Source organism: Mucilaginibacter sp. P4_A11 (assembly GCF_056402535.1).
Window position 1 is genome coordinate 646,428 of sequence record NZ_JBFUHE010000001.1, and the last position, 26,969, is coordinate 673,396.

The window sequence follows — 26,969 nt, forward strand, 5'->3', positions numbered from 1 at the left end:
ATGATGGCAAGGATGGAACAAGATAACGACAGGCTTAACCTTGGTGCCAAAAAGTTTAATATGTGGATCTTCATATTCACATCATTTATGCTTTTCGCGGCTTTTACCAGCGGGTTTATCGTTTATTCGGGCGGTAGCGGTCACGGTTTAAACGTGATCATGCCCCAGTCGTTTTTGTATAGCACTATTGTTATAGTATTAAGCAGCGGTTCGTTGTTTTTAGCTTCGAAGGCTGCAAAGGCATTACAGTTTGACAAGCAGAAGCTGTATCTATGGATCACATTAGGCCTGGGTTTGGCATTTTTTGCCTTACAAATTTATGCCTGCTATGTGTTAACCTACCAAATGCAGATCTATTTTGTTGATCCTAACGCTTCGCGCTCCTTTGTATACGTTTTTGTTGGCGCGCATTTAGTGCACATTTTGGCCGCTCTGTTATTGCTAATAAATACACTTATAGGTACATACCGTAATATCCCCCAGGTAAGGAATATGTTTAAAATGGAATTAACCTCCATTTTCTGGCATTTTCTCGATATTATATGGATTTATCTGTATGTTTTTTTACTTTTGAATCATAATTAATACACCCATAGATTAGTACAGATGAGTACAACAGTTTCACAAATTGACGAAGTAAAAACTTCGCCCTGGTCGGGAGGAAGATCCCCGTTCAACGTGGAGTACGGAAAAATAATGATGTGGTTTTTCCTCCTTTCGGATGCGTTCACCTTTTCATCATTATTGATAGCTTACGGTTCACTGCGTTTCAGCGCAAGCGTATGGCCAGGTGCAGATAAGGTTTTTCAATCAGTACCCGGTGTTGTTGATAGCGGTTATCCATTGGTTTTCGTGGGTATAATGACCTTTATCCTCATTGCAAGTTCTGTTACCATGGTATTGGCTGTTGAGGCTGGCCACCGTAACTCAAAAAAGGAAGTTATTGGGTGGATGATAGCAACCATTATAGGTGGTTTCATGTTCCTTGGCTGCCAGGCTTTGGAATGGGGACACTTACACCACGAAGGTTTTTGGTGGGGTAGCGTTCCTCCGGCAGAAGAACTGAAGCATTTATTTACGGGTGGTTCTGAAGCGGTACAGCATATGACCTCTCAGGAGTTTGCTAACCTGTTCTTTACTATTACGGGTTTCCATGGTTTCCACGTATTCACAGGGGTTATTATCAATATCATCATCACCGTTAACGTGTTAAAGGGCACGTATGAGAAACGCGGTAGCTACTTAATGGTTGAAAAGGTTGGTCTTTACTGGCACTTTGTAGACCTTGTTTGGGTATTCGTATTTACATTCTTTTACTTAGTTTAAAAATATTTATCATATGTCAGCAGAATCACACGAAGTTCACCATGATGGTGAGCACGAAACCATGACCAAAGGCAGGATCTGGAAAGTGTTCTTTATATTATTGGGTATTACCATTATAGAGTTTATTATAGCGCTTGTATGCGTGCCAAAAAACATCCTTCCTATACAGTATGCTAACCCTGTATATATTGTTTTAACCTTGTTTAAAGCTTTCTATATCGTAGCATATTTTATGCACTTGAAATTTGAAAAACTTGGTTTAGTGTTATCGTTAGCAATCCCGGTAATATTTATAGTGGGTTTGATCCTGGTACTTACAAACGAAAGCCACCATTGGGTTGACCTGCGGTTTCCGCTATAATGAACAAGGCTTCTATATTAAAAAAGATCCTGATCCTGGTGCTCATATTAGCAGTACCAGGATTTTTATATTATTTACTTACCGCTAAAGGTAAAAACAGGTACAAGCCGCTGGCTGTTTTCGGGCCGAAGGTGGTTGCCAAAACAGGCCACAAGTTTCATGGTAAGTATATCCCTGATACCATTTACCATACCATTCCCGATTTTAAACTGACCGATCAGGATGGCAAGCCGGTTACATTGGCTACAATAAATGGAAAGATCTTTGTAATTAACTTCTTTTATAAAAACTGCCCTACCGTTTGCCAAACCATCAACAAAAACATGAGCTGGCTGGTGGGTACCTATTATAAAAACAAGATGGTTTATTTTTTGACCATCACCGTTGATCCCGAACACGATACCCCGGAGGTACTCAATAAATACCTGCAAACCTTCAAGCCCGAATCAAACCGCTGGCTGATGTGCAGCGGCGATACTTCATCTGTTTACAGCTTTGCCCGCAACGGTCTTTATGTTAATGCGGCAAAGGCCGGCGATGACTTCGTTTACAGTGATAACTTTGTACTTGTTGACCAGGAACACCGCATCAGGGGCTACTACAAGGCTGCAGTTACGCCAGATGTAAACCGCCTTAACGACGAGATAAAAGTGTTGATAGCCGAAGAACTTCGTAAAGTTGATAAGGCCCTATATTAATTAGCCATGAGCGATAAATTTATAATCCGCTTTGTAGCGGTTGTTACCATAGTTGTAATTGCACTTGTTATTCTTTTAAACAGGCACCTTATTCCGGGGCCGGCAGTAGCTCCTGCTTTTACGCCCTATTTGCCAATGCTTAACGCGGTGTTGAACGGAACCTGTACGTTACTACTGCTTCTATCGCTGTATCAAATTAAACAAGGCAACATAACCTTACACAAACGGCTTAACATTATTACGTTTTGCCTTTCGGCGCTTTTCCTGGCATCATATGTATTATTTCACTACCTGATGCGTAACGAAATTGTTTACGGTGATATCAATGGCGACGGACATTTGTCGGAAGCAGAACGGGCTTCAGCGGGATCTTTACGGACAATATACTTATCCATTTTAACGCCCCATATTATACTTGCGGCCGCCGTTTTACCGTTAATATTACTGAGTTTTCACCGCGGGTTGCAAATGCAGGTTGAAAAACACCGTAAACTGGTACGCTGGGCATTCCCTATCTGGTTGTATGTTACGGCGAGCGGCGTGGTTGTTTACTTAATGATCCGTCCGTTTTATCATTTTTAATTTATAATTAGTTAAATTTGTACTTATGAAACAAGGTTTTAAAGTTATCCTTTTTGTAATGGCCCTTGGCTTGATGTTGATTGCCCGTGAGCCTGTAAAAGCCCAGTGTGCACAATGTGCTGCCACGGTTGAAACCAATGCGCAAAGCGGCAGCTCAAAAACAAGAGGTTTAAACAATGGCATCTTGTTTTTATTGGGCGCTCCTTATTTTGCTGTTGCATTAGGTGGCTACATCTGGTATAAAAAATACCGTCGTAAAGATGTCAAGCTTGATATGCGCGGCGAAAAGCTTAATCTGAATTAAGAAGCGGGACTGCGACCCGGCAACAGCTGTCTTCATAACATCATAAGATACTTATCGTGTCCCAAACACCAAAGTCATGGGCTATGCTTAAATGTAAATGTCCGCGCTGCAGGCGGGGCGATATGTTTAAGGGAAGTCCTTATAGTTTCTCCAATAAAATAAATCTTAACTGCCCTCATTGTGATCTTTTTTTTGAAATAGAGCCCGGTTACTTTTACGCGGCAATGTATGTGAGTTATGCCCTGAATGTTGGTGAGGCCCTGGGGATAGCATGGCTTACTTACCTGGCTACCCACAATCAGGATTCGCCGTGGTTATATCTCGGTACTATAATTTTAGGGTGTTTTTTCCTTGCTCCTGTAAATTTCAGATATTCGCGTGTGTTTTTGTTGTATTGGTTGTCACCCAAAATACACTACCAAAGCTATTTAGATACCGATGATATACCAGGAAAGTATTGATTTTTTAAAAGATCTCGCCGAAAATAATAACCGTGAATGGTTTGCTGTAAACAAAGAGCGCTACGATAAAGCCCGTGAAAATGTAATTGATTTTACAGCGAAGGTGCTTGAGGGCGTGCGTAAAATTGAGGCAGGCATGGACGAGAACCTTGACGCCAAAAAATGCGTGATGCGCATTTACCGTGACATTCGCTTCAGTAAAAATAAAGCACCTTATAAAAATAACTTTGGGGTAAGTTTCCCAACATCCGGCTTAAAAGGCGGTGGCGTTGAATATTACCTGCACATCCAGCCCGGCAATTCGTTTATCGGCGGCGGATACTGGATGCCCGAAGCTCCTCATCTTAAAGCTATTCGCCAGGAAATTGATTATAATGCTGCCGATCTGAAAAAGATCATAGATGATAAAGAGTTTATTAAACTATTTGGCGACTTTAGGAAACAGGAGCAGCTTAAGTCGTTGCCAAAGGGTTACGAGCCGGATAACGAAAACCTCGACCTGATAAAACTAAAAAGTTTTGTGGGCTGGCATAAACTTACAGATAAAGAATTAACCCAATCCGGATCGGAAAAAACGGTGATAGATATGTGCAGCAGGATCCATCCGCTTAATGTATTTTTGAAGAACGCCTTGGCGTAATACGATATTTAACCCTCAATATATCATGAAAATTAGATATGCCTTTTTAGCCGCTGCTGTATGTTTAACAATGTACTCATGCAAGGTAATGTCGCCAAAAGCATACAAAACCCTTGTAGCAGAACGCGACTCATTAGCTACCCGTACAACAAATTTGGAAGGACAGCTTGCGCAGTTGCAAGCCGATACCGCCCGCCTTCACCGCCAGCTTGCCGATTTGCGCAATAACAACAATGTGCTGAACAGTAACCTGGATGCAACATCATCAAAAGCTAACGAATTAGCCGCCCAGACCGCAAAATTGGCCGCCGATCTGAAAAAACGCGAAGCCCGTTTAAAGGAAGTAGAAGATATTTTGAAGAAACGTGACGAGGCCACCAATGCCCTGAAAGATAAATTACAGAAAGCATTATTAGGCTTTCAACAAAGCGGTTTAACGGTTGATATCAGAAATGGCAAGGTTTATGTGTCATTAACAGATAAGCTATTGTTCCCATCGGGCAGTATCATTATAGATGACAAAGGTAAAGCCGCATTAAAGCAGCTTGCCGCAGTATTAAATAAGGAGCCGGATATCAATATGGCAGTTGAAGGCCATACTGATGACAAGAAAGTGAAGAACCTTGGTCAGATCAAAGACAACTGGGATTTGAGCGTATTGCGCGCTACCTCGGTAACCCGCTATCTGACCGAAACAGAAGGTGTTGACCCGCATAGGCTTACCGCAACAGGTAAGAGCGAGTTTCAGCCGATAGATGCTAACGCTACCGATGAGGCCCGCGCAAAGAACAGGCGAATAGAGATTGTGCTTACTCCTAAGCTCGATGAGTTATACAACCTGATCACTAAGTAATAAATGAAAGCTCCCGGCAAACCGCCGGGAGTTTTTTGTTTTAGACGTTTTTGCTTTCTGTTAGCAGGTAATAAAATTCAGCGAGAAAAAAAATAAATTTGCAATTATATAAGCACTTATATAAATTGCATAATGAATTTATATCAAAGCCTGGGGCATCTGGTTTTAGGCAGCCGTTTAAGGCGGCTGAGCGAAGCCTTTCTGGCCGAAATTAACCGTGCTTATCAAACCGCCGGTATCGATTTTGATGCCAGCTGGTTTCCCGTATTTTATTTACTGTCGAAAAATGATGCTTTATCTATCAAAGAATTAAGTGAGCAGATAGAGGTTTCGCATCCTGCCGCAAGTCAACTGATCACCAACCTTAAAAAACGAGGCCTGGTAAGTACCGATACCTGTACAGATGATGGCAGGCGGCAATTGGTTACGCTTACTGCCGAAGGCCGTGAGTTGCTGAAGCAGGTACTGCCTGTTTGGGATGCCATCAGCCTATCGATGGCTGAGCTTGTAACCGCAGACGCAACCGCCCAGCAATTACTGCCGGCAATAAGTGCGCTTGAAAACGTTTTCAGGCAAACTAAACTGGCCGATAATATCGTTGAAAAACTGAATACCAATTTAAAACCAGCCGGCAATGACTAATACATTTAATTACGGCACCGACCATCTTACCATAGGTATTTGCCTTGATATAGCAGTGGGTAAAACTAAAGGGATCATTAACAAAGAAGCCGCCGACATGATTCAATCCTCATGGCGTGAGGTAGAAAAGATTGTACATGGCCACCACCCGGTTTATGGAATTAATACCGGCTTTGGCCCGTTGTGTGATACGCGGATCTCGGAAGAAGATACCAGTTTGCTGCAAAGCAATATCCTTAAAAGTCATAGCGTAGGTGTCGGGAAACCCATCCCGCAAGAAATAGCGAAGCTTATGATGATCACCAAGGTGCAGGCTTTGGCACAAGGTTATTCGGGCATAGCGCTTACTACGCTTGAGCGGATCATCTGGCATATTGACAATGACATTATCCCGGTTGTACCCGAAAAAGGTTCGGTGGGCGCTTCAGGCGATCTGGCTCCCTTATCACACCTGTTTTTACCATTGATTGGTTTAGGTGAAGTATTTGAGAACGGGGAGCGACGCCCTGCTTCGAAGTTATTAAATAAGCATGGTTTGCAACCCCTATTGCTTGGCCCGAAAGAGGGCCTTGCATTGATTAATGGTACGCAATTCATTCTTTCATTCGCTATAAAAGCTGTACAAAGGTTGGATGACGCCTTGAACCGTGCCGATCTGATCGGTGCCATGTCATTAGAAGGGTTGATGGGTTCTATTCGTCCCTTTGACGAGCGGCTACACCAGATCCGTCCATTTAAAGGTACGCGTATGGTAGCCCATCGTTTGTTCACCCTCTTGGATGGCTCTGAAATTAATTCGTCACATGTTAATTGCGACAGGGTGCAGGACCCATACTCCTTACGTTGCATGCCTCAGGTACATGGTGCATCCCGCAACGCATGGCTGCACCTGAAAGAGCTTACCGAAATTGAGCTTAATTCGGTTACCGACAATCCTGTTATTTTTAATGCCGATGATACCATCAGCGGAGGCAATTTCCACGGGCAGCCCCTGGCTTTACCGCTTGATTATGCAACTACCGCCGCTGCCGAAATTGGCAATATAGCCGACAGGCGTTGTTACCTGATGAGCGAAGGCCGCTATGGCTTGCCTAAGCTGCTTACACATAATGCCGGACTTAACTCAGGCTTAATGATTCCGCAGTATACTACTGCTGCCCTCGTTACCGAAAATAAAACTCTGTGCTTCCCTGCCAGTGCCGATAGCGTGCCCACCTCGCTCGGCCAGGAAGACCATGTATCTATGGGCTCCATCAGCGGGCGCAAACTGCACCAGGTGATAGATAATATTGAATACATTCAGGCGATAGAGTTGCTTTACGCAGCCCAGGCTATGGATTTCCGCAGACCGTTAAGATCGACCCCGGTTATTGAAGCTTGCCATGAACTGGTAAGGCAGCATGTAACGTTTATACAAAATGACCGTGTTTTTGCTGATGATATTAACAGCCTCCACAAACTGATTACAGATGGCTCATTGCTGCAAACCGCAGGCGAAGCAGCTATTGCTCACCAAATAGATTTAAGTCATGACGAGTTCGGAATTTATTAACACCTACGCCAACCACCCGGTGTATAAAGCACCGCGTGGCATGCAGCTTCATGCCAAAAGCTGGCAAACCGAGGCTCCGCTCAGGATGTTGCTTAACAACCTTGACGGCCAGGTAGCCGAAAACCCCGACGAGCTGGTGGTTTACGGCGGTATCGGCCAGGCGGCACGTAATCCGGAGGCGCTCCGTAAAATTATTGAGCTGCTGCTTGAGTTAGATGAGTATCATTCGCTGCTGATCCAGTCGGGTAAGCCGGTTGGGATCATCCGCAGCCACCCCGAGGCGCCAAGGGTTTTAATAGCCAACAGTAACCTGGTACCCGCGTGGGCCAACTGGGAACATTTTAACGAGCTGCGCGAAAAGGGCCTGATGATGTACGGACAGATGACCGCAGGCAGTTGGATCTACATAGGTACACAGGGCATTTTGCAGGGCACCTACGAAACCTTTGTGGAATGTGGTAACCAACATTTCAATAGTGATTTGGCAGGCAAACTCATTGTAAGCGCAGGCTTAGGTGGTATGGGTGGTGCTCAGCCCTTGGCTGCAACCATGGCAGGTGCTGTATTTTTAGGTGCCGATGTGGATACGTCCCGGATCCAAAAACGGGTTGACACGAAATATATCGACCGGATGACGGCTTCGTATGATGAAGCCATCACCTGGATCAAAGAAGCCATCGCTAAAAAGGAGACGCTTTCGGTAGGCTTGGTAAGCGATGCAGGTGACCTGCTTGAAAAACTGTTGAAGGATGATATCATCCCTGATGTGCTTACCGATCAAACTTCGGCACATGATCCTTTGAATGGGTATATCCCGAATGATTTATCATTAAATGAAGCTGCGGTTTTAAGGAAAGATGACGCGGTGGAGTATAAACGGCGCTCGCTTAAAAGCATGGCAAGGCATGTGAGTTTGATGTTGGAGCTGCAAAGCAAAGGGGCTATTACCTTTGACTATGGCAACAATCTGCGCGAATTTGCCCGACAAGGCGGCGAGGCCGACGCATTTAACTTCCCGGGTTTTACCCCGGCCTATATCCGGCCGCTGTTTTGTGAGGGGAAAGGGCCGTTCAGATGGGTAGCACTATCCGGCGACCCGGAAGATATTTACACTACAGATCAGGCGCTGATTGAGGCCTTCCCGGAAAATAAACCACTAATCACTTGGCTTAAAAAAGCACGGGAGAAAATTGCATTCCAGGGATTGCCTGCCCGCATTTGCTGGTTGGGCATGGGCGAACGTGAAAAGGCAGGACTGATATTTAATGAACTGGTGGCCTCCGGCAAAGTAAAAGGCCCCATAGTGATCGGTCGCGACCATCTGGATTGCGGCTCGGTAGCATCGCCCAACCGGGAAACAGAGGCTATGCTTGACGGTTCAGACGCAGTATCCGACTGGCCGCTGCTCAACCTGATGGCAAATGCATCAGGAGGCGCCACCTGGATCTCGTTCCATCATGGCGGTGGGGTAGGCATGGGTTATTCCCAGCACGCCGGCATGGTTGTACTGGCCGATGGCACCCATCGCGCAGCCACCTGCCTGAAAAGGGTGCTGTACAATGACCCGGCGATGGGTATTTTTAGGCATACAGATGCGGGATATGATAAAGCTGCCGAGTGGGCGGATAAGTTTGGGTTGAGGATAGCTTAAGGCTTTCACCAGTTCCTCGCAGAGGACCCTGGGAAGACGCAAAGCATAAAATATAAAAGCGTCATTGCGAGGAACGAAGCAATCCCAAACTGTACAGAGAGACTTGCGTGGTTTCCCTGTTTATTGGGGATTGCATCGTTCCTCGCAATGACGTGATGGAAAAATGAAAATGAAAAAACTAATAGGTCCGTTTACACAGATATTGCCTTTAACCGGGCTATCGCTCAAAGGTGCCTTAGAGGATGAACAATTGCACATCATAGCCAATGGTGGCGTGCTGGTTGAAGACGGCGTCTTATTAGCTGTTGACGACTTTGAACAGCTTCGCAAAAGCCATCCATCGGCACAAATAGAAGAAATTACCGGCGATCATGTATTGCTGCCCGGTTTTGTCGATTGCCATACGCATATCTGTTTTGCCGGGAGCAGGGCTAAGGATTACGCTATGCGCAATGCTGGTAAAAGCTACCTGGAAATTGCGGCATCGGGCGGTGGTATCTGGGATTCGGTTACACAAACCCGCGCAGCGACTGACACCGAACTAAGCCGCTTGTTATTGCAACGGATCAAGCGCCATTTATCGGAAGGAGTAACTACTATTGAAGTTAAAAGCGGTTACGGTTTGTCAGTAACAGAGGAGCTAAAACAACTTAAGGCTATTCAGCAGGCAGCTGATAAAACGCATGCACATATTGTCCCCACCTGCCTTGCAGCGCACATCAAACCAAAAGATTTTGATGGCGCTGAAAGCGTGTATCTGAAGTATTTGTTAACCGATCTTTTACCTAAAATAAAACAGCAGGGTTTGGCAAACCGGGTTGATATTTTTATCGAACAAAGCGCATTTAATACCAGTGATGCCCTGTTTTATTTAAGTAAAGCCAGGCAAATGGGTTTCGAAGCTACCGTTCATGCCGATCAGTTTACAACCGGTGGCACTGAGGTTGCAGTTAAGGCAAGGGCAGCTTCGGCCGATCACCTGGAAGCCAGCGGCGATTATGAGATAAAATTATTGGCCAATTCAGATACCGTTGCTGTAACTTTACCAGGTGCTTCGCTGGGTTTGGGGATGGGCTATGCCCCCGCCCGGAAGCTGCTTGATGCCGGAGCTTGTCTCGCCATAGCCAGCGACTGGAACCCTGGCTCAGCCCCGATGGGTGATCTGCTAATGCAGGCTTCAGTAATGGCCGCCGCTGAAAAACTAAGTACAGCCGAGGTTTTTGCAGGCTTAACTTTTAGAGCAGCGCAAGCATTAAAACTAAGCGACCGCGGCATCTTAACCAAAGGAAAACTTGCCGATATGCAGGCTTATCCGTGTAACGATTATCGTGAGATACTATATCAGCAAGGAAAACTAAAACCAGTCCGGGTTTGGACGTCTGAAAATAACGATTAAGCAGGTTTTATGATTTGCTTAGCTATCAATGAACCATTGAACTAATGAACCAATGACCAAATTAATAGAATGCGTACCCAATTTTAGCGAAGGTGTAAACCTTGATATCATCAAACAGATAACAGATGAAGTTGAGTCTGTTGAAGGAGTAAGGTTACTTAATGTTGATCCGGGCAAGGCCACAAACCGTACCGTGGTAACCTTTGTTGGTGAACCGGAGAAAGTGATAGAAGCTGCATTCCTCGCTATTAAGAAAGCCGGTGAATTGATTGATATGAGCAAACAAAAAGGCGAACATCCAAGGATGGGCGCTACAGATGTTTGCCCGCTGATACCGATCAGTAATATCACGATGGAGGAAACTGCCGAATACGCAACTCGACTTGCCAAACGTGTAGGAGAGGAATTGCAGATCCCGGTTTATCTGTATGAGGCTGCGCAACCCAACAAAAGTAGGAGCAACCTATCGGTGATTCGTGCGGGGGAATATGAAGGCTTTTTTAAGAAGATCAAGCAACCGGAATGGGCACCCGATTTCGGTCCGGCGGAAAATGATGTTAAACGCGGGGCAACCGTGATTGGTGCAAGGGATTTTCTGGTGGCTTATAATGTTAACCTAAATACCACTTCCGTTCGCAGGGCAAATTCTATTGCTTTTGATGTGCGCGAGGCTGGTCGCACCCTGCGTGAGGGCGATCCGGTTAACGGTAAAATAGTTTATGACGAACATGGCAAAGCCAAAACCATTCCCGGTTCATTAAAGGCAGTAAAAGCTATTGGCTGGTTTATTGAGGAATATGGCGTTGCCCAGATCTCGATGAATCTAACCAATATCAACATTACCCCGGTTCATAAAGCATTTGATGAAGTATGTGATAAAGCCGCTACCCGCGGCATCAGGGTTACAGGAAGTGAGCTGGTTGGATTGATCCCATTGAAAGCGATGCTTGACGCGGGCAGGTATTTCTTGGAGAAACAGCAACGCTCGGTAGGCGTAAGCGAAAAGGAACTGATCAGGATCGCCATTAAATCGATGGGGTTGGATGAGCTTTCTCCGTTTAAACCAGACGAACGGATTATAGAATATTTGCTGAAAGATAAAGCCGACAGTAAACTCATCAGCATGAGCCTTACCGACCTGGCTGATGAAACAGCCAGCGAAAGCCCCGCACCGGGCGGCGGTTCTATTTCGGCAGCTGTTGGTGCATTAGGCGCGTCGCTGGCTACCATGGTGGCTAACCTGAGTTCGCACAAAAAAGGATGGGACAGCCGCTGGCAGGAATTTAGCGATTGGGCACAAAAAGGCCAGCAATTTAAAAATGAACTGCTGGCATTGGTTGATCGGGATACCACAGCCTTTAACCAGATCATGGAGGCTTTCTCCTTGCCAAAATCAAACGGTGAGGAAAAAGCGATCCGTGATAAAGCTATTCAGGATGCTACCCGTTATGCTATTGAAATACCTTTTAAAGTAATGGAGGCTGCTTTGGATAGCATGGAGGTAATTAAAGCGATGACGCTGACCGGTAACCCCAATTCCATAACAGATGCCGGTGTGGCTGCCCTTTGTGCCCGTACCGCGGTATTAGGCGCGTTCATGAATGTAAAGATCAACGCCTCAGGCTATAAGGATAAAGATTATGTGATCGATATAATTTACCGCGGCAATGAAATTGAACGGAAAGCCATTGCGCTGGAAGCGGAGATCATTGAGATGGTGAACGGGAAGATAGGTTTAGGGTAGCGGAGTCGACGAAGACAGACTTACGAAGTTTTCAAAACTTCGTAAGTCTTACAGGGAAGTAATAAGTCTGTTCACAAATGGCGCAAGTCTTGTGTGTTTGCAGGAGGGCGGATGACTTGTGACTTTTTCGTAAAAGGCATGGACCATGGACAAACACTTCTCCAATTCTACGCCTCAACAGATCATGGCGCTTTATTGGTTGATGGTTTTGGCGATGGTATCTGGATAGATGCGCCTGAACTGCCTGCCGGAGTTATTACCTCTACGGCGTTTGGTATTTTGCAGGCTACCCGCTCATGGATATCTAAAACTGAATATATTTCCTGCCCAAGCTGCGGGCGTACCCTGTTCGATCTGATGGTTACCACATAGATGACCCGTAGCCGCACCAATCACCTCAAAGGCTTGAAGATTGGTATTATGGGCTGTATCGTAAATGGTCCCGGTGAAATGGCCGATGCCGATTATGGTTGCGTAGGCTCGAGTACTGACAAAATCACGCTTTACCGCGGTAAGGAAGCCGTGAAGAAGAACATTAGTTCGGCCAATGTGCTTGATGAATTGATTAATATCATCAAGGGCGATGATAATTGGATTGATGTGATGGCGGATTAGCTATTAGTTAAGAAGTGTATATAGACAGTTCTTCTGAAAAGAATTAAACACCGAAAATAGTTTATTTTTTTCAAATTTGGGCTTATTTGCTATGATGTTATAAGCCAAATGGGAAATATTGTGCTGTATTTAATATGATGTTAAAATAAATGTATATTCGTATTACTCAAGACAATAAAGTTTTGAGTTTAAATACCTTATACCTTTCATAATGTCGGAAATACAATGTTTTAATTGCTCAAAAAGCTTTGATGATAGTACAAGCTTAGCTTTTTGCCCATTTTGCATTACCCAAATAAAATGCAAAAGTTGCGGGAATTCTTTGTTAAAAGAGGCTATAGGATGCGGGTTTTGTGGAAGTAAGATTATTTCACTTAATCAGGATCAGGCGTTAAATCATCTTGAGTTTGAGCAAAAAGGAGATTCAAAAAAATTTAAAGCTACTTTTACTGATAATGTTGGCAGCGACTTAGTAGCAACTTTTGGTGGAATGATTGGAGTTCCACCGATTAAGAAAAAATTAGGAACTGTTTCACAATTAAAGTTAAATTCAGAAAGCTCAAGTGGCATAGCCAATCCAGATGTCGAAGATGCAGATGAGGAAGAAATTTCTGAAGCATTATTGAAAGTCTTTCGTCTTGATAATGATAAACTCGTACTTCAAACAGCTAATTTAAAAACTCAAGTCAAATTAGATAAAGAAATAAGAATAGCGTTATTAACTCTTTTGGCCGCTAAGTTCTTATTAAAGCAAGAAGATACAAAGAGATCTTTTGTTACGGAATTACTTAACAAAGCAAAGCTAAACACCAGTTCTTTTAGGGCTTGGATAAACAAATCCGAAGAAATTGGCCAGAAAGGAGGAGGATATGTGTTTTTAACAACGAATGGTTTACCTATAGCACTAAGTGTTCTTTATGAAATAATTAATCCCGAAATCATAGAAGGTTCTGTTACTTTTAGCAAGCCAAAGTCAGGAAGGAGGCGAACTAAAACATCAACTGAAGCCAGTGGAGATCCAATTAAAAAATCGGCGAAAAGCCCTAAGGAGTATCTTCTTAAGCTTTTAGAAGAGGAGCCGAGTTTTTTTAAGACAAATCGAACTTTGTCAGAAATTACCCAACATTTAAAAGATAATTACGCAGTTACGTTTATTACGTCTGATATATCGGGGCATATGGGTAAATTAGTTAATTCTAAAGTGTTAAAGCGTGTAAAGGGTACTGGCGAATCGAAAATTTATGAATATTTCATTTGATAAGTCAAAGTTGGAGGCGGCACTTCAAGGTATTGATGATGAGTTTAGGGACAAAATTATTGATTTATATATAGAACTAAAAAAAAGATATGTAAGGTCTTTTTTTAGTGATGAATACGATGCAGTCGGGCTTTCTTCTGGAAAATTTTGCGAGACATTATTTAGATTTCTTGAAAAGGAAATATTTTCAAAGTTTACCCCTTTTAATAAGCATATTTCAAACTTCCCTGTCGAGATAAATAAATTAATACAGTCGCCTGTAAGTCAAGGAAATGAATCTGTTAGAATCATTATCCCAAGAGCCTTGTTATTACTATACACGTTAAGAAACAAACGTGGCATTGGCCATGTTGGAGGTGATATAGAAGCAAATGCGATCGATATCGGCACAATTATTAAGATCGCGGATTGGATTATTTGTGAATTAATTCGTATTTATCATAGTTTAAATATCTCAGAAGCTCAACTGATTGTTGATTCCCTAAACGTCAAAATTATACCAGTAATTTGGAATGTAGATGGCAAAAAGAGAATTATTAAAAATGGTATGTCTTACAGCCAAAAGGTTTTAATTCTTTTATATAATGAACTTGGTAATAAAGCAACTATTAAGGAGCTTTTTGAATGGTCAGAGTATAGCAGTTTTTCAGTATTCAAAAGTAAAATGTTAGGTCCATTGCATAAGGAAAAACTGATTGAATACAATTTGCAAGATCTCATTGTAACGATTTCACCTACAGGAATGCAAGCAGCTGAATCACTACTTATTAAACACAATTCGGCTTAGTAAAAGATTGCAATGTATTTAAACCGTTGAAAAAGATTTATGATTCTTATGCTTGATGAGCATTATTCAAAGTGGTCAAAGGAGAGCATAATTAAAAGTCCCAAAAAGATATTTCGGGACTTTTAATACAAATGGTACCTGGGGACTATTTTATATCTTTCTATAGATACACATATAGCATTACACCAAATACTCAAACAAAGTTTGATCCTTATTCAGCTCAATAACATTGAAACGGTGAGCATGCATGCGTTGCAATAGGGCAGGATAGTCCTCGGCATTTTTTAGTTCGATGCCTACCAGCGCCGGGCCGTTTTCTTTTTCATTCTTTTTGATAAACTCGAAACGGGTAATATCGTCACCAGGGCCTAACACGCTATTCACAAACAGTTTCAAAGCACCCGGACGCTGCGGGAAACGAACAATGAAGTAATGTTTCAGGCCTTCGTACAGCAGTGATTTCTCTTTGATCTCCTGCATACGGGCAATATCATTATTACCGCCGCTGATTACGCATACCACCTTTTTGCCTTTGATCTGCTCTTTGCAGGCATCAAGTGCAGCTACTGATAAAGCGCCGGCAGGTTCAACAACAATAGCATCTTCATTGTAAAGCTTTAATATGGTGGTACAAACTTTACCTTCGGGCACCAGCAGCATATCGTTAAGGATATCCTTGCAAATGTCGTAGGTTAAAGCACCAACACGTTTAACGGCTGCACCATCAACAAAACGATCGATTTCTTCTAAAGTAACCGGTTTGCCGTGGTTTATAGCGCCAAGCATTGAGGGCGCACCTTCAGGCTCAACACCTATCAGGTACACATTAGGGTTATTATTTTTAAGATATGTACCGGTACCTGCTGCTAAGCCGCCGCCGCCGATAGGCATAATTATGGCCTCAACATCCGGTAAGTCCTGCAGGATCTCAACACCTACCGTTCCCTGACCTTCGATAATGCGATAGTTATCAAAAGGAGGGATGAAAGTCATCTTGTTTTTTTCGGTGTAGATGAGCGCTTCGGCCAGGCAATCATCAAAGGTATCGCCGGTAAGTACGATTTCCACGTTGCCGTTGCCAAACATGGCGGTTTGCTTTACCTTTTGTTTGGGGGTTATTTCAGGCATGAAAATTACGCCTTTAATATTTTTCCGGTTACATGAAAAAGCTACACCCTGTGCGTGGTTGCCCGCACTGGCGCAAACCACACCGCGGCTCAACTCATCGTCATTTAACTGACTGATCATGTTGTAAGCGCCGCGTAATTTGTATGAGCGCACGATCTGCAGATCTTCGCGTTTTAAGTAAACCTCGCACTCATATTTTGCCGAAAGACCGGCGTTGTATTCAAGCGGTGTACGTTTCACAACGTCTTTTAACCGCTCGTATGCCGCTTCAAAATTAAGCTGGCTTTTTGTATCCGTTTCCATTTTTAGTTCTTTACCAGCCTGTGGGCCATTAAGCCGTGCAGGTCCTGGTCGTTTATATCAAGCTTGGCATCTGCAAGCGTTAAAAATTTGTTGTATACCTGGGCCAGTTCTTCCTTATCTAAACTAAAGCCTAAACGTTCCAGATGGAACTTCAGAGCATGCCTGCCGCTACGCGCGGTTAGCACTATTGTGGCGCTCGGAAAGCCTACATCTTCAGGACGAATGATCTCATAGTTTTCTCGCATCTTCAAAAATCCATCCTGGTGAATGCCAGAGCTGTGGGCAAATGCATTTGCACCAACAATGGCTTTATTAGGCTGCACCGGCATCCGCATCTGTGTACGGATCATCTGGCTCAATTCATAGAATTTTTTAGAGTCGATTTGAGTATGCAAACCCAGGGTTTGATGCGTTTTCAGGATCATCACCACTTCTTCGATAGAAGTGTTACCTGCGCGCTCGCCAATACCGTTAATGGTACCTTCAATCTGGCGGGCACCGTTCTGTAAGCCTGCGATTGAATTGGCGGTAGCCAAACCAAGGTCATTATGGCAATGAACAGAGATGATAGCCTTATCAATATTTTTAACGTTCTCTTTCAGGAATTTAATCTTAGCACCGTACTGATCTGGTAAGCAGTAACCATTGGTGTCCGGAATGTTTACCACGGTAGCACCGGCAGCAATAACGGCCTCAACCATTTGTGCAAGATAAACCACGTCGGCCCTGCCTGCATCTTCGGCATAAAATTCGATATCCTCAACCGATTTTTTAGCGTATTTAACAGCTTCAACGGCACGTTCCAAAATCTCTTCGCGGGTGCTGTTGAATTTATGTTTGATGTGCATGTCAGACGAGCCGATACCCGTATGGATGCGCGGACGTTTTGCATATTGCAGAGATGCTACAGCTGCATCGATATCGCCTTTGTTGGCACGGGTAAGCGCGCAAACGGTTGGCTCTTTTATAGCTTTTGAAATTTCAACTACGCTCTGGAAGTCGCCCGGACTTGAAACCGGGAAACCTGCTTCAATGATATCCACGCCCAGTAGTTCCAGTTCCTTAGCTATCTCAATCTTTTCGGGGGTTGTTAACTGGCAACCCGGTACCTGCTCGCCATCGCGGAGCGTAGTATCAAAAACATAAACGCGGTTGGGATCGTGTAACATATCTTTTTATTTTGATTTGAGATGTCAGATAGGAGATTTGAAACTCTTATCTGACATCAGTTATATTATTTTTTATTTTTACAAGCGAGTATTCAAGTTAGAGAAAAAAAACTCATATCTCAAATCTCAGGTCTCATATCTACTTTTTAATCGCAACAAATCTTAACCTTTTATAATCGGCATACCATTGGCCGTTTTCGTTGTAAAAAGGTTCAAGCTTTCTGGTGATCTCGGCCAGGATCTGCTCTTTCTCATCCTCTGGAATACCTTCTAAAAATTGTGCGCCAAACATGGTAATCCATTTGGCAACACCCTGGTCGCCATCTTCCAAAGCCGTTTTACGATCATAGTGAATAACGTAAGTAACCCTGAAACCATGTTCTTCCAGTTTAGTAGCATATTCGCCAACTGATGGGAAATACCATATTTTGGTATCGGCTTTTTCATTATAACCATGGTTATGCAGCACCAGTTTGGTGGCCTCAATCAAACGTTCAACATTGCCTTGACCGCCCATTTCGGCAACAAACCTGCCTCCTTTCTTAAGGCTGTTGGCAACGCTGTGAATAGCGCCGTTGGCATCAAGTACCCAATGCAGGGCTGCGTTTGAAAATACCGCATCATACTTTTCTTCAGTATGAAAATCAGCCGCGTTCTCTACCGCGAAATCAACATCAGGGTAAAGCTGTTTAGCCTGGGCTATCATTTCGGGCGAATAATCGGTACCTTTTACAATGGCGCCTTTATCCTGTATTTGTTTAGTTAAATGGCCTGTACCGCAACCCAGGTCAAGGATGCGCTCACCGGGTTTCACATCCAGAAACTCCAGCACGTCCTCACCATATTTAAATACGAAGGCATGCTTTTGGTCGTATAAATCAGCGTTCCATTTCATATTATTTCTTTTTTGTGATTTCACTGATTAGGGTGATTTCACAGATTGTTATTTGTGAGATTTCACCGATTGATTGATGATTTCACCGATTCCTTGCCTGATCTCTAACCTCCGGTCTCTAATCTCTATCTACAAATATTCAAGCACTTTTTGGCCCATGGCCGTAGTGCCTAAAATTTTTGCTTTGTCGGTATTGGCATCAGCTATGTCACCGGTGCGGTAGCCGTCTTTAAGCGTCTTATCAATGGCATCCGTTATCTTTTTAGCTTCTTCTTTCAAACCGAAGCTTATTTCAAGCATCAGGGCAACAGATAGGATAGAGGCCAACGGATTTGCTTTATCCTGCCCGGCAATATCATGCGCCGAACCGTGAATAGGCTCAAAAAATCCTGTGCCGTCACCTATCGAGGCCGAAGCCAGCATACCCATAGACCCTGCAATCTGCGATGCTTCGTCGGTGAGGATATCGCCGAAAAGGTTAGCGGTTAATACCACATCAAACTTTTTAGGGTTTTTAACCAACTGCATAGCGGCATTGTCAATAAACATGTGCTCGGTTTCAACATCAGGATATTGTTTCGCAATTTCCTGTACCACCTCGCGCCATAACCTTGAAGCCTCAAGTACGTTTGCTTTATCAACAGAGCATAATCTTTTACCGCGTACACGTGCTGCTTCGTAAGCCTTGATAGCGATACGCTCAACTTCGTAACGTGAATAGATCATGAGATCTGACGCTGTATTGCGGTCTTCACTGCGTTTTTTCTCACCGAAGTAAACGTCACCGGTTAACTCGCGGAAGAAAAGGATATCGGTACCTTTCAATATCTCGGGCTTAAGGCTTGATGCATCCAAAAGTTCATCAAACAACATAATAGGGCGCAGGTTGGCATACAGGCCAAGCTCTTTACGGATCTTTAACAATCCCTGCTCCGGGCGAACTTTAGCCGACGGATCATTATCATATTTTATGTGACCGATAGCGCCAAACAGGATAGCATCGCTTGCTTTAGCTTTAGCCAGCGTTTCATCAGGCAGCGGATTGCCGGTTGCCTCGATACCTGCATGGCCCATCAGGGCTTCATCAAACGTAAACTCATGGCCGTAATCCTGACCAATTTTTTCTAAAACTGCTTTACCCCAGGTGGTAACCTCGGGGCCTATCCCGTCGCCGGGTATTACTAAAATGTGTTTCTTAATTCCCATAACCCTTATCGCTGCCATAGGCAGCGGTGTTTTTGTTTTATAGATGTTTTATTTATTCGGGTTTTACGCCGCGTACTTCTTTTAGTTTCATCACCATTTGCTCAGCGTCATTTTCCACCCAGTCGGTATATTCATCAATAGCCTGCAAGCGCGATTCATCGTCAATATAGTCTTCCTCAACCATTTGCTTGGATTGGGCAACTTTAGCCCAGATACCGGCTTTATGAACAAAGTTTGCTTCGCCTTTTTGGTAAACCTCATCGGCATTAAACACTTCGATATCAGTAAAACCTGCTTCCTGCAAATACTCGGGCAGGTCTTCGGCAATGTGATTGTTCATGCCGGCATCCCCACGCCACCTTAAAAAGGTTGCATAAAAACGCTGCATACTTGCGGGCGGTTGCGGCTGCCATTCCAAAGCTTCGTGGTTATAATCCAAAATGGATACTGTACCACCAGGTTTTAACAGCGAATACATTTTTTTCAAAGCCTCAACCGGGTTATTCAACCACTGCAAAACCCTTGCCGATACAATAAGGTCGTACTTTTCTTCCGGCTCAAAACTGAAGAGGTCAATATAGATCAGCTCTATATTTTTAACCGAAGCATAAGTTTCCTTCCCGCTTTGGATAAAATACTCCGTGTTATCTATACCTGTAACATGACCGGCTTCACCAACTAATGCGGCAATATCTTTAGAGATAGCGCCCGTACCACAACCAACGTCAAGCACTTTCAGCCCCGGTTTGAGCAGAGGGGCGAGGGTTGCATAATCATTCGCTAAACTCCGTTCGTCGAATAACTTGGCGGTACCTTTACCTTCTCTTTGAATTACTTTATTTGTTGTTGACGGGTTCATTAGTTCATTTGTTCAATGGTTCATTGGTCTGTTCGGGTTTTTGACCTTTCGCCTTTAACCTTTCAGCTTTTACCTTGTAGCTTCAAATTCTCCTATTTCATCCTTTTTACTCAGGATATAGTCGATATCATCGTAGCCGTTGGTCATGCAGGCTTTTTTGTAGGGGTTAACCTCAAAGCTTTCCTGTTCGCCGGTTGCTACAATTTTAATGAACTGGTCAACCAGGTCAATCTCTACTACAGCGTGTTCATCGGCATAAACAGCATCGAAGATCTTCTTTAAGAAATCTTCGCTTACCTGTACCGGTAGCAGACCGTTGTTTAGCGCGTTGCCTTTAAAAATATCGGCGAAGAAGCTGCTTACTACGGCATCAAAGCCATAATCGGCAATGGCCCAGGCAGCATGCTCGCGACTACTGCCGCAACCGAAATTTTTACCCGCAACCAGGATCTTACCGCTGTAGTTTGGGTTATTAAGCACGAAATCCTGTTTAGGATTATCGTCGCCATCAAAACGCCAGTCGCGGAATAAGTTATTACCAAAACCATCGCGGGTAGTGGCTTTCAAAAACCTTGCAGGGATAATTTGATCCGTATCGATGTTTTCGATAGGCAAAGGCACTACGCTGGTTTGAATGTGTTTAAATATTTTAGTTGCCATCTGAATCAGAATTTACAGAATTTAAGAATTTACAGAATGTCTTTGATGATTTACAGGATATTCGAGAATCTTAAACTCTGGCAATTGTTATTTAATTTAGTTTAATATTATATTTTGGATTAAAGATCAGTTTGTACTGAAGGCTTTGACTGCCAAAGTTTATCAACAAGCCAATTGGAAAATCGTAAGCAACGGTATAATTTTTTGCTTGTGCCAGATGCACATCTTCTAAATTAATGAGTGCCTTTATTTCTACCGATAATTTACCTTCAACTACAAAGTCAGCTCTTCTTTTCCCAACTTCGATTCCATCATAAAATATAGGATGTTCCAACTCCCTGATAAAGATTATTCCAGCTTTTTCAAGTTCTATTGCCAAACACCGTTGATATATCACTTCCTGAAATCCGTTCCCCAATGTGTTATGAACTCTCATTGCGCATCCAATGATCTTATATGTGAGTTCGTCTTTTTCCATTGATAATTAATTAGAATCTGCAGTGTTATTTTATTTATATTCTGTTAATTCTCTAATTCTGCAAATTCTGATTCAGACAACATTGACCTGATATCCGTAACCACCCCAGTAATAGCACTTGCAGCAGCCGTTAACGGGCTGGCAAGGAATGTACGTGAGTTAGGCCCTTGTCTTCCTTCAAAGTTGCGGTTTGAGGTTGATACGCAGTATTTGCCTGCGGGAATCTTGTCCTCATTCATGCCAAGGCATGCGCTGCAGCCTGGCTCTCTTAGCGGGAAGCCTGCGGCATCAAATATTTTGTCCAGTCCTTCGGCAATGGCTTGTTGCTGTACTTGTTTGGAGCCGGGAACTACCCATACGGTAACATTATCGGCTTTGTGTTTGCCTCTTACAAACTCAGCTACCTGGCGCAGGTCTTCAATGCGCGAGTTGGTGCAACTGCCGATGAATACGTAATCAATTGGTTTGCCCAATAGTGTTTCATCATCATGCAGGCCCATGTAGTCGAGGGCTTTTTTGTATGATCCCTGCTCTTTGGCTTCAAATGAAGCGGTTTCAGGAACGTGTTGTGTAACACCGATACCCATACCCGGATTTGTTCCGTAGGTGATCATCGGCTCAATATCTTCGGCTTTAAAGGATAATACTTCATCAAAAGATGCATCAGCATCAGAGTATAAAGTTTTCCAGTAAGCTACGGCCTTATCCCAGTCTTCGCCTTTAGGGGCAAACTCGCGGCCTTTTACGTATTCAATAGTTGTTTCGTCGGGCGCTATCAGTCCGCAACGGGCACCCATTTCGATGCTCATATTGCAGATGGTCATGCGGCCTTCCATGCTCAGTGAGCGGATGGTATCGCCGGCATATTCAACAGCATAACCGGTACCACCGGCAGCCGAGATCTGCGAAATGATGTAAAGGATGATATCCTTTGCGCCAACGCCTTTTTGTAATTTACCGTTTACTTCAATCTTCATCCTTTTAGGGCGCGATTGCAGTAAACATTGGGTAGCCAGTACCTGCTCAACCTGCGATGTGCCTATACCAAAGGCAATAGCACCAAAAGCGCCGTGGGTTGAAGTATGACTGTCGCCGCAAACATAAGTACCACCTGGACGGGTGATGCCCAGCTCGGGGCCTATAACGTGAACGATACCCTGGTATGGATGCCCCAAGCCGTAAAGCTCGATGCCGAATGCTGCACAGTTTTTAGTGAGCATATCAACCTGGTAACGTGAAAGTTCTTCTTTAATGGGGAGGTGCTGATCAATGGTTGGAACGTTGTGATCGGCAGTGGCCACTGTTTGTTTTGGCCTGAAAACAGGTAAACCTCTTGTACGCAAACCATCAAATGCCTGCGGACTGGTTACTTCGTGAATGAAATGTGTATCGATGTATAAAATATCCGGAAAGCCCTCATTGCTACTGACGACGTGTGCATCCCAGATCTTATCAAATAATGTTTGTCCCATGGTATTATTTTCTTTAGTAACGTCATTGCGAGGAACGAAGCAATCCCGAATTATACAGATCGGATCTGCTAAGCGGGGATTGCTTCGTGCCTCGCAATGACGTGTTGGTGAGTTTTTATTTCAAGGCTTTCGCCTTTAACCTTTCGGCTTTCACCTAATTTATTACGCTTCTACAGCCTGGTTTTCAGGGCGTAAGCTGCGTACGGTTTTGCCTGCCTGCCATAATTCGCTTTCGCGTAATTCTTTAAGTTCGGCATCCAGTTTCTCACGGTAATCTGGCTGGCTGTTTGAATCGATAGAACGTTGTGATTCTTTACCAGTTGCAACGCTGTCATAAAGCTCGGCAAATACCGGTTTAGTAGCGTCACGGAATTTTTTCCACCAGTCAAGCGCACCGCGTTGAGCAGTAGTTGAACAATTTGCATACATCCAATCCATACCATTTTCTGCAACAAGTGGCATTAATGATTGAGTTAACTCTTCAACAGTTTCGTTAAATGCTTCAGATGGAGAGTGACCGTTGCTGCGCAATACTTCGTACTGTGCTGCAAAGATACCCTGGATACAACCCATCAGTGTACCACGCTCGCCGGTTAAGTCGCTATAAACTTCTTTTTTGAAGTTAGTTTCAAACAGGTAACCGCTGCCTACAGCAATACCTAAAGCGATAACGCGCTCAAAAGCTTTGCCTGTAGCATCCTGGAAAATAGCGTAGCTTGAGTTTAAGCCACGGCCTTGCAGGAACATACGGCGCAATGAAGTACCTGAACCTTTAGGAGCAACCAAAAATACATCAACATCAGCAGGAGGAACTATGCCTGTTTGCTCGTTGAAAGTGATACCAAAGCCATGTGAAAAATAAAGGGCTTTGCCTGGAGTTAAATGTTTCTTAACAGTTGGCCATACTGCAATCTGGGCTGCATCGCTCAATAAGTAGCAAATTACAGTTCCTTTTTCTAAAGCTTCTTCAATTTCAAAAAGGGTTTCGCCCGGTACAAAGCCATCGCTTACAGCTTTATCCCATGTTTTGGTGCCTTTACGCTGACCAACAATTACGTTGATACCATTGTCCTTTTGGTTCAGAGCCTGACCAGGACCTTGTACGCCATAGCCAATTACCGCTACAACTTCGTCTTTTAATACTTCCTGAGCTTTTGATAAAGGGAACTCTTCGCGGGTTACTACGTTTTCTTCAGTTCCGCCGAAATTTAGTTTTGCCATTGTTTTTTGATTTTTGGGATCTCACCGATTGATGGCGATTTCACCGATTTTATTGTATGAGTAATTTAACTTTCTGTTCTTTTATTCCCGTCATTGCGAGGTACGAAGCAATCCCCGATTTGCAGATCCGCTCTGTATTGTTTGGGACTGCTTCGTACCTTATAATGACTTTATTTTTCAGCTTTCGGCTTTCAGCCTTAAGCTTTGGGCTTTACATCGTAAACACCTTTTGCCCTTGGTTTAGATATTCGTTTTCTATCACGTCTTCACCTGGTTCAAGCCTTTCAAATTCGCGGAGTTTGCGGTTAAAGCCGTCGCTGTCTTTAATGATGGCAACGCGGGCGCTGCGTACAAACTCTATCAGGCCGTAAGGCTGTAAAATATTGATTAAGTTGTCTGTTTCTTCGCGGTGGCCGGTGGTTTCAAACACGGTGTAATCCTTACGGATCACTACCGCGCGGGCACCGTTTTCGCGCAATAAACGTTCAACGCTAACTTTTTCGGCAATTACATCGGTTGATACCTTATATAACGCCATTTCCTGCCAAACAACATCTTCATTGGTGTGATAATATACTTTTAATACTTCTACCTGCTTTTCAATCTGGCGGGTAAGTTTACGCACCACATCTTCCGACTCATTGATCACGATATTAAAGCGGTGAATGCTGTCAATCTCCGATGGAGAGGTATTCAGGCTGTCGATATTGATTTTTCGGCGTGTAAATATAATAGCTATCCGGCTTAAAAGACCAATTTGGTTTTCAGTATAAACCGTGATGTTAAATTCCTGTTTTTCTTCTGGTTCGCTCATGATTCCAATTTTTTTAATTCCCCGATGGGTGTTACTTTAACCTGATCTCGCTTACGCTGCATCCTTGCGGTACCATCGGGAACACGTTGTTCTCTTTGGTAACCATTACTTCCAAAAGGAATGATCCGGGTGTGCTCAGCATTTCATTCAATGCCGGGATTAAATCGGCGCGGTCATCAACCAGTTTGCCGGGGATGCGGTATGCTGCGGCTAATGCCACAAAATCGGGACTTTGAATATCAACAAATGAGTAACGGCGAGAATTGAACAGCTCCTGCCATTGCCTTACCATACCCAGGAAACGGTTGTTAAGGATGATTATCTTAACATCAACACCACTTTGCATAATGGTACCCAGCTCCTGGCAGGTCATCTGGAAACCGCCATCACCAATAATGGCTACCACAGTACGGTTAGGTGCACCAAATTTGGCACCGATGGCAGCGGGAAGGGCAAAGCCCATAGTACCTAAGCCACCGCTGGTTACGTTGCTGCGGGTGTTATTGAACTGTGCGTAACGGCAGGCTACCATCTGGTGCTGGCCTACGTCAGTCACGATAACAGCCTCTCCTTTGGTGATCTCGTTAAGCTGTTTGATCACCTCGCCCATGGTCATTTCTTCAGTAGTTGGGTTTAGTTCATCATGAATAACCGCTTCAACTTCCTGACGGGTGTAATCGTTAAACTTAGCAAGCCATTCAGTGTGCTCTTTTTGTTCGATGGCTTTGGTCAGCAACGGAAGTGTTTCCTTGCAATCGCCCCAAACCGGTACGGCTGATTTTACGTTTTTGTCGATCTCGGCCGGATCGATATCCAAATGGACAACTTTAGCCTGTTTAGCATATTTATCCAAACGACCGGTCACCCTGTCGTCAAAACGCATACCTATAGCAATAAGCACATCGCACTCGTTTGTTAAAACGTTAGGGCCGTAGTTGCCATGCATACCCAGCATGCCCACGTTTAGTGGATGATCTGTAGGGATAGCTCCTGCTCCAAGCACTGTCCATGCTGCAGGGATACCGCTTTTTTCAACAAAAGCTTTAAACTCCTGCTCGGCACTGCCTAAAATAACACCCTGACCAAACAGGATAAATGGTTTTTTAGCGCTGTTGATCAAAGCAGCTGCTTCATCAATATACTGTGTACGTACAATTGGTTTTGGCCTGTAGCTGCGGATATGATCGCATGGTTTGTAACCTGCAAAATCAAATAACTGGATTTGGGCGTTTTTGGTAATGTCGATCAATACTGGGCCGGGCCTGCCGCTGCGGGCAATATAAAATGCCTTGGCAATAACCTCAGGGATTTCGGTAGCATCAGTTACCTGGTAGTTCCATTTGGTAACCGGGGTAGTGATGTTGATCACGTCAGTTTCCTGAAAAGCATCGGTACCTAAAAGGTGCGCGAATACCTGGCCGGTGATACAAACCAATGGCGTACTGTCGATTTGGGCATCGGCCAAACCTGTCACCAGGTTAGTAGCGCCCGGACCGCTGGTGGCGAATACTACACCCACTTTACCTGATGTGCGTGCATAACCCTGGCCGGCGTGAATGCCGCCCTGCTCATGACGTACCAGTATGTGGTTCAATTTATCATTGTAATCAAACAAAGCATCATAAATGGGCATGATGGCGCCGCCTGGGTAACCAAAAATGGTATCGGTACCTTCGGCTATCAATGCTTCCAATAATGCTACCGATCCGGAAACCTGTACGGTTTCGATGGTAGCGGGCGTGGTTAATGTTTCTTGTGCAACTTCCATACCTGTATTTTTTTATATTTATAGCACTTTTAAGGGTGCTAAACTGATTTTACTCTATCTGTCTCTAATTTGCTAAAATGAACGCGTTAAGCCTGTGTTCACTTTATTCATGGCAATTTTTTATAG

Annotated in this window: 26 protein-coding genes and 1 pseudogene; 16 read left to right on the top strand and 11 right to left on the bottom strand. The window is 44.0% G+C overall.

The genetic code is table 11. The annotated features are described in order from the left end of the window. The 16 genes and pseudogenes from AC1DUD_RS02910 to AC1DUD_RS02985 all read left to right on the top strand — a co-directional run bounded on the left by AC1DUD_RS02910 (nucleotide 1) and on the right by AC1DUD_RS02985 (nucleotide 14,870). Entirely contained in the window at nucleotides 1-585 is a 585-nt protein-coding gene (locus AC1DUD_RS02910) for a cytochrome c oxidase subunit 3 (RefSeq protein WP_477371408.1), read from the top strand. A gap of 21 nt (nucleotides 586-606) precedes the next feature. Continuing rightward, nucleotides 607-1,326 (top strand): cytochrome c oxidase subunit 3, encoded by a 720-nt coding sequence (locus tag AC1DUD_RS02915; RefSeq protein WP_477371410.1) that lies wholly within the window; start codon nucleotides 607-609, stop codon nucleotides 1,324-1,326. Nucleotides 1,327-1,339: 13 nt separating this feature from the next. Then, on the top strand, nucleotides 1,340-1,687 hold the full coding sequence (locus AC1DUD_RS02920; protein WP_330862840.1) for a cytochrome C oxidase subunit IV family protein: 348 nt from the start codon (nucleotides 1,340-1,342) through the stop codon (nucleotides 1,685-1,687). Further along, a complete protein-coding gene (locus AC1DUD_RS02925) occupies nucleotides 1,687-2,385 on the top strand; it encodes an SCO family protein (RefSeq protein ID WP_477371415.1) in 699 nt (232 codons plus the stop codon). Before AC1DUD_RS02920 ends, AC1DUD_RS02925 begins: the two co-directional genes overlap by 1 nt. A gap of 6 nt (nucleotides 2,386-2,391) precedes the next feature. Next, nucleotides 2,392-2,967 (top strand): DUF420 domain-containing protein, encoded by a 576-nt coding sequence (locus tag AC1DUD_RS02930; protein WP_477371418.1) that lies wholly within the window; start codon nucleotides 2,392-2,394, stop codon nucleotides 2,965-2,967. Between the two features lie 25 nt (nucleotides 2,968-2,992). Then, the gene (locus AC1DUD_RS02935; protein WP_330861152.1) at nucleotides 2,993-3,271 is read left to right on the top strand and encodes a hypothetical protein; all 279 of its coding nucleotides are present in this window, start codon (nucleotides 2,993-2,995) and stop codon (nucleotides 3,269-3,271) included. A 438-nt stretch (nucleotides 3,272-3,709) separates the two neighbouring features. After that, complete coding sequence (locus AC1DUD_RS02940; protein ID WP_477371420.1) at nucleotides 3,710-4,372, top strand: DUF2461 domain-containing protein; 663 nt, start codon at nucleotides 3,710-3,712, stop codon at nucleotides 4,370-4,372. Nucleotides 4,373-4,397: 25 nt separating this feature from the next. Beyond that, entirely contained in the window at nucleotides 4,398-5,225 is an 828-nt protein-coding gene (locus tag AC1DUD_RS02945; RefSeq protein WP_477371423.1) for an OmpA/MotB family protein, read from the top strand. 132 nt (nucleotides 5,226-5,357) lie between these two features. Beyond that, a complete protein-coding gene (locus AC1DUD_RS02950) occupies nucleotides 5,358-5,867 on the top strand; it encodes a MarR family winged helix-turn-helix transcriptional regulator (RefSeq protein WP_477371426.1) in 510 nt (169 codons plus the stop codon). Beyond that, nucleotides 5,860-7,419, top strand: a complete 1,560-nt coding sequence (gene hutH, locus AC1DUD_RS02955) for a histidine ammonia-lyase (RefSeq protein WP_477371429.1) — start codon at nucleotides 5,860-5,862, stop codon at nucleotides 7,417-7,419. The genes AC1DUD_RS02950 and hutH overlap by 8 nt, the downstream gene beginning before the upstream one ends. Then, entirely contained in the window at nucleotides 7,397-9,070 is a 1,674-nt protein-coding gene (hutU, locus tag AC1DUD_RS02960) for a urocanate hydratase (RefSeq protein ID WP_477371432.1), read from the top strand. Before hutH ends, hutU begins: the two co-directional genes overlap by 23 nt. Before the next feature lie 169 nt (nucleotides 9,071-9,239). Next, entirely contained in the window at nucleotides 9,240-10,466 is a 1,227-nt protein-coding gene (gene hutI / locus AC1DUD_RS02965) for an imidazolonepropionase (RefSeq protein ID WP_477371435.1), read from the top strand. A gap of 52 nt (nucleotides 10,467-10,518) precedes the next feature. Further along, nucleotides 10,519-12,210 (top strand): glutamate formimidoyltransferase, encoded by a 1,692-nt coding sequence (gene ftcD, locus AC1DUD_RS02970; RefSeq protein ID WP_477371438.1) that lies wholly within the window; start codon nucleotides 10,519-10,521, stop codon nucleotides 12,208-12,210. A 159-nt stretch (nucleotides 12,211-12,369) separates the two neighbouring features. Then, a pseudogene (locus tag AC1DUD_RS02975) lies at nucleotides 12,370-12,825 on the top strand ((E)-4-hydroxy-3-methylbut-2-enyl-diphosphate synthase); the annotation flags it as partial. A 211-nt stretch (nucleotides 12,826-13,036) separates the two neighbouring features. After that, nucleotides 13,037-14,083 (top strand): hypothetical protein, encoded by a 1,047-nt coding sequence (locus tag AC1DUD_RS02980; protein ID WP_477371440.1) that lies wholly within the window; start codon nucleotides 13,037-13,039, stop codon nucleotides 14,081-14,083. Next, nucleotides 14,067-14,870, top strand: coding sequence for a hypothetical protein (locus AC1DUD_RS02985; RefSeq protein ID WP_477371443.1), 804 nt, complete (start codon nucleotides 14,067-14,069; stop codon nucleotides 14,868-14,870). Before AC1DUD_RS02980 ends, AC1DUD_RS02985 begins: the two co-directional genes overlap by 17 nt. Before the next feature lie 180 nt (nucleotides 14,871-15,050). Here AC1DUD_RS02985 and ilvA read toward each other — a convergent pair whose 3' ends face one another. The 11 genes from ilvA to ilvB form a co-directional block, all read right to left on the bottom strand. After that, nucleotides 15,051-16,301: a threonine ammonia-lyase IlvA gene (ilvA, locus tag AC1DUD_RS02990; RefSeq protein ID WP_477371445.1), complete on the bottom strand. Its 1,251-nt coding sequence runs from the start codon at nucleotides 16,299-16,301 to the stop codon at nucleotides 15,051-15,053. A gap of 2 nt (nucleotides 16,302-16,303) precedes the next feature. Next, nucleotides 16,304-17,470, bottom strand: a complete 1,167-nt coding sequence (locus tag AC1DUD_RS02995) for a 2-isopropylmalate synthase (RefSeq protein ID WP_477371447.1) — start codon at nucleotides 17,468-17,470, stop codon at nucleotides 16,304-16,306. A gap of 139 nt (nucleotides 17,471-17,609) precedes the next feature. Continuing rightward, the gene (locus AC1DUD_RS03000) at nucleotides 17,610-18,365 is read right to left on the bottom strand and encodes a class I SAM-dependent methyltransferase (protein ID WP_477371449.1); all 756 of its coding nucleotides are present in this window, start codon (nucleotides 18,363-18,365) and stop codon (nucleotides 17,610-17,612) included. A gap of 129 nt (nucleotides 18,366-18,494) precedes the next feature. Then, on the bottom strand, nucleotides 18,495-19,565 hold the full coding sequence (gene leuB / locus AC1DUD_RS03005) for a 3-isopropylmalate dehydrogenase (RefSeq protein WP_477371801.1): 1,071 nt from the start codon (nucleotides 19,563-19,565) through the stop codon (nucleotides 18,495-18,497). A gap of 58 nt (nucleotides 19,566-19,623) precedes the next feature. Then, entirely contained in the window at nucleotides 19,624-20,430 is an 807-nt protein-coding gene (locus AC1DUD_RS03010; protein WP_477371451.1) for a methyltransferase domain-containing protein, read from the bottom strand. Nucleotides 20,431-20,499: 69 nt separating this feature from the next. Next, on the bottom strand, nucleotides 20,500-21,090 hold the full coding sequence (gene leuD, locus AC1DUD_RS03015; protein WP_477371453.1) for a 3-isopropylmalate dehydratase small subunit: 591 nt from the start codon (nucleotides 21,088-21,090) through the stop codon (nucleotides 20,500-20,502). Nucleotides 21,091-21,181: 91 nt separating this feature from the next. After that, nucleotides 21,182-21,568 carry a GxxExxY protein gene (locus AC1DUD_RS03020; protein WP_477371455.1) on the bottom strand — a complete coding sequence of 129 codons (387 nt, stop codon included), beginning with the start codon at nucleotides 21,566-21,568 and terminating at the stop codon, nucleotides 21,182-21,184. Nucleotides 21,569-21,612: 44 nt separating this feature from the next. Continuing rightward, nucleotides 21,613-23,040: a 3-isopropylmalate dehydratase large subunit gene (gene leuC / locus AC1DUD_RS03025; RefSeq protein WP_477371457.1), complete on the bottom strand. Its 1,428-nt coding sequence runs from the start codon at nucleotides 23,038-23,040 to the stop codon at nucleotides 21,613-21,615. A gap of 162 nt (nucleotides 23,041-23,202) precedes the next feature. Continuing rightward, nucleotides 23,203-24,261, bottom strand: a complete 1,059-nt coding sequence (gene ilvC / locus AC1DUD_RS03030) for a ketol-acid reductoisomerase (protein ID WP_477371459.1) — start codon at nucleotides 24,259-24,261, stop codon at nucleotides 23,203-23,205. Nucleotides 24,262-24,472: 211 nt separating this feature from the next. Further along, the gene (ilvN, locus tag AC1DUD_RS03035; protein WP_477371461.1) at nucleotides 24,473-25,075 is read right to left on the bottom strand and encodes an acetolactate synthase small subunit; all 603 of its coding nucleotides are present in this window, start codon (nucleotides 25,073-25,075) and stop codon (nucleotides 24,473-24,475) included. Between the two features lie 31 nt (nucleotides 25,076-25,106). Continuing rightward, nucleotides 25,107-26,843: a biosynthetic-type acetolactate synthase large subunit gene (ilvB, locus tag AC1DUD_RS03040; protein WP_477371463.1), complete on the bottom strand. Its 1,737-nt coding sequence runs from the start codon at nucleotides 26,841-26,843 to the stop codon at nucleotides 25,107-25,109. Nucleotides 26,844-26,969: the final 126 nt, after the last annotated feature.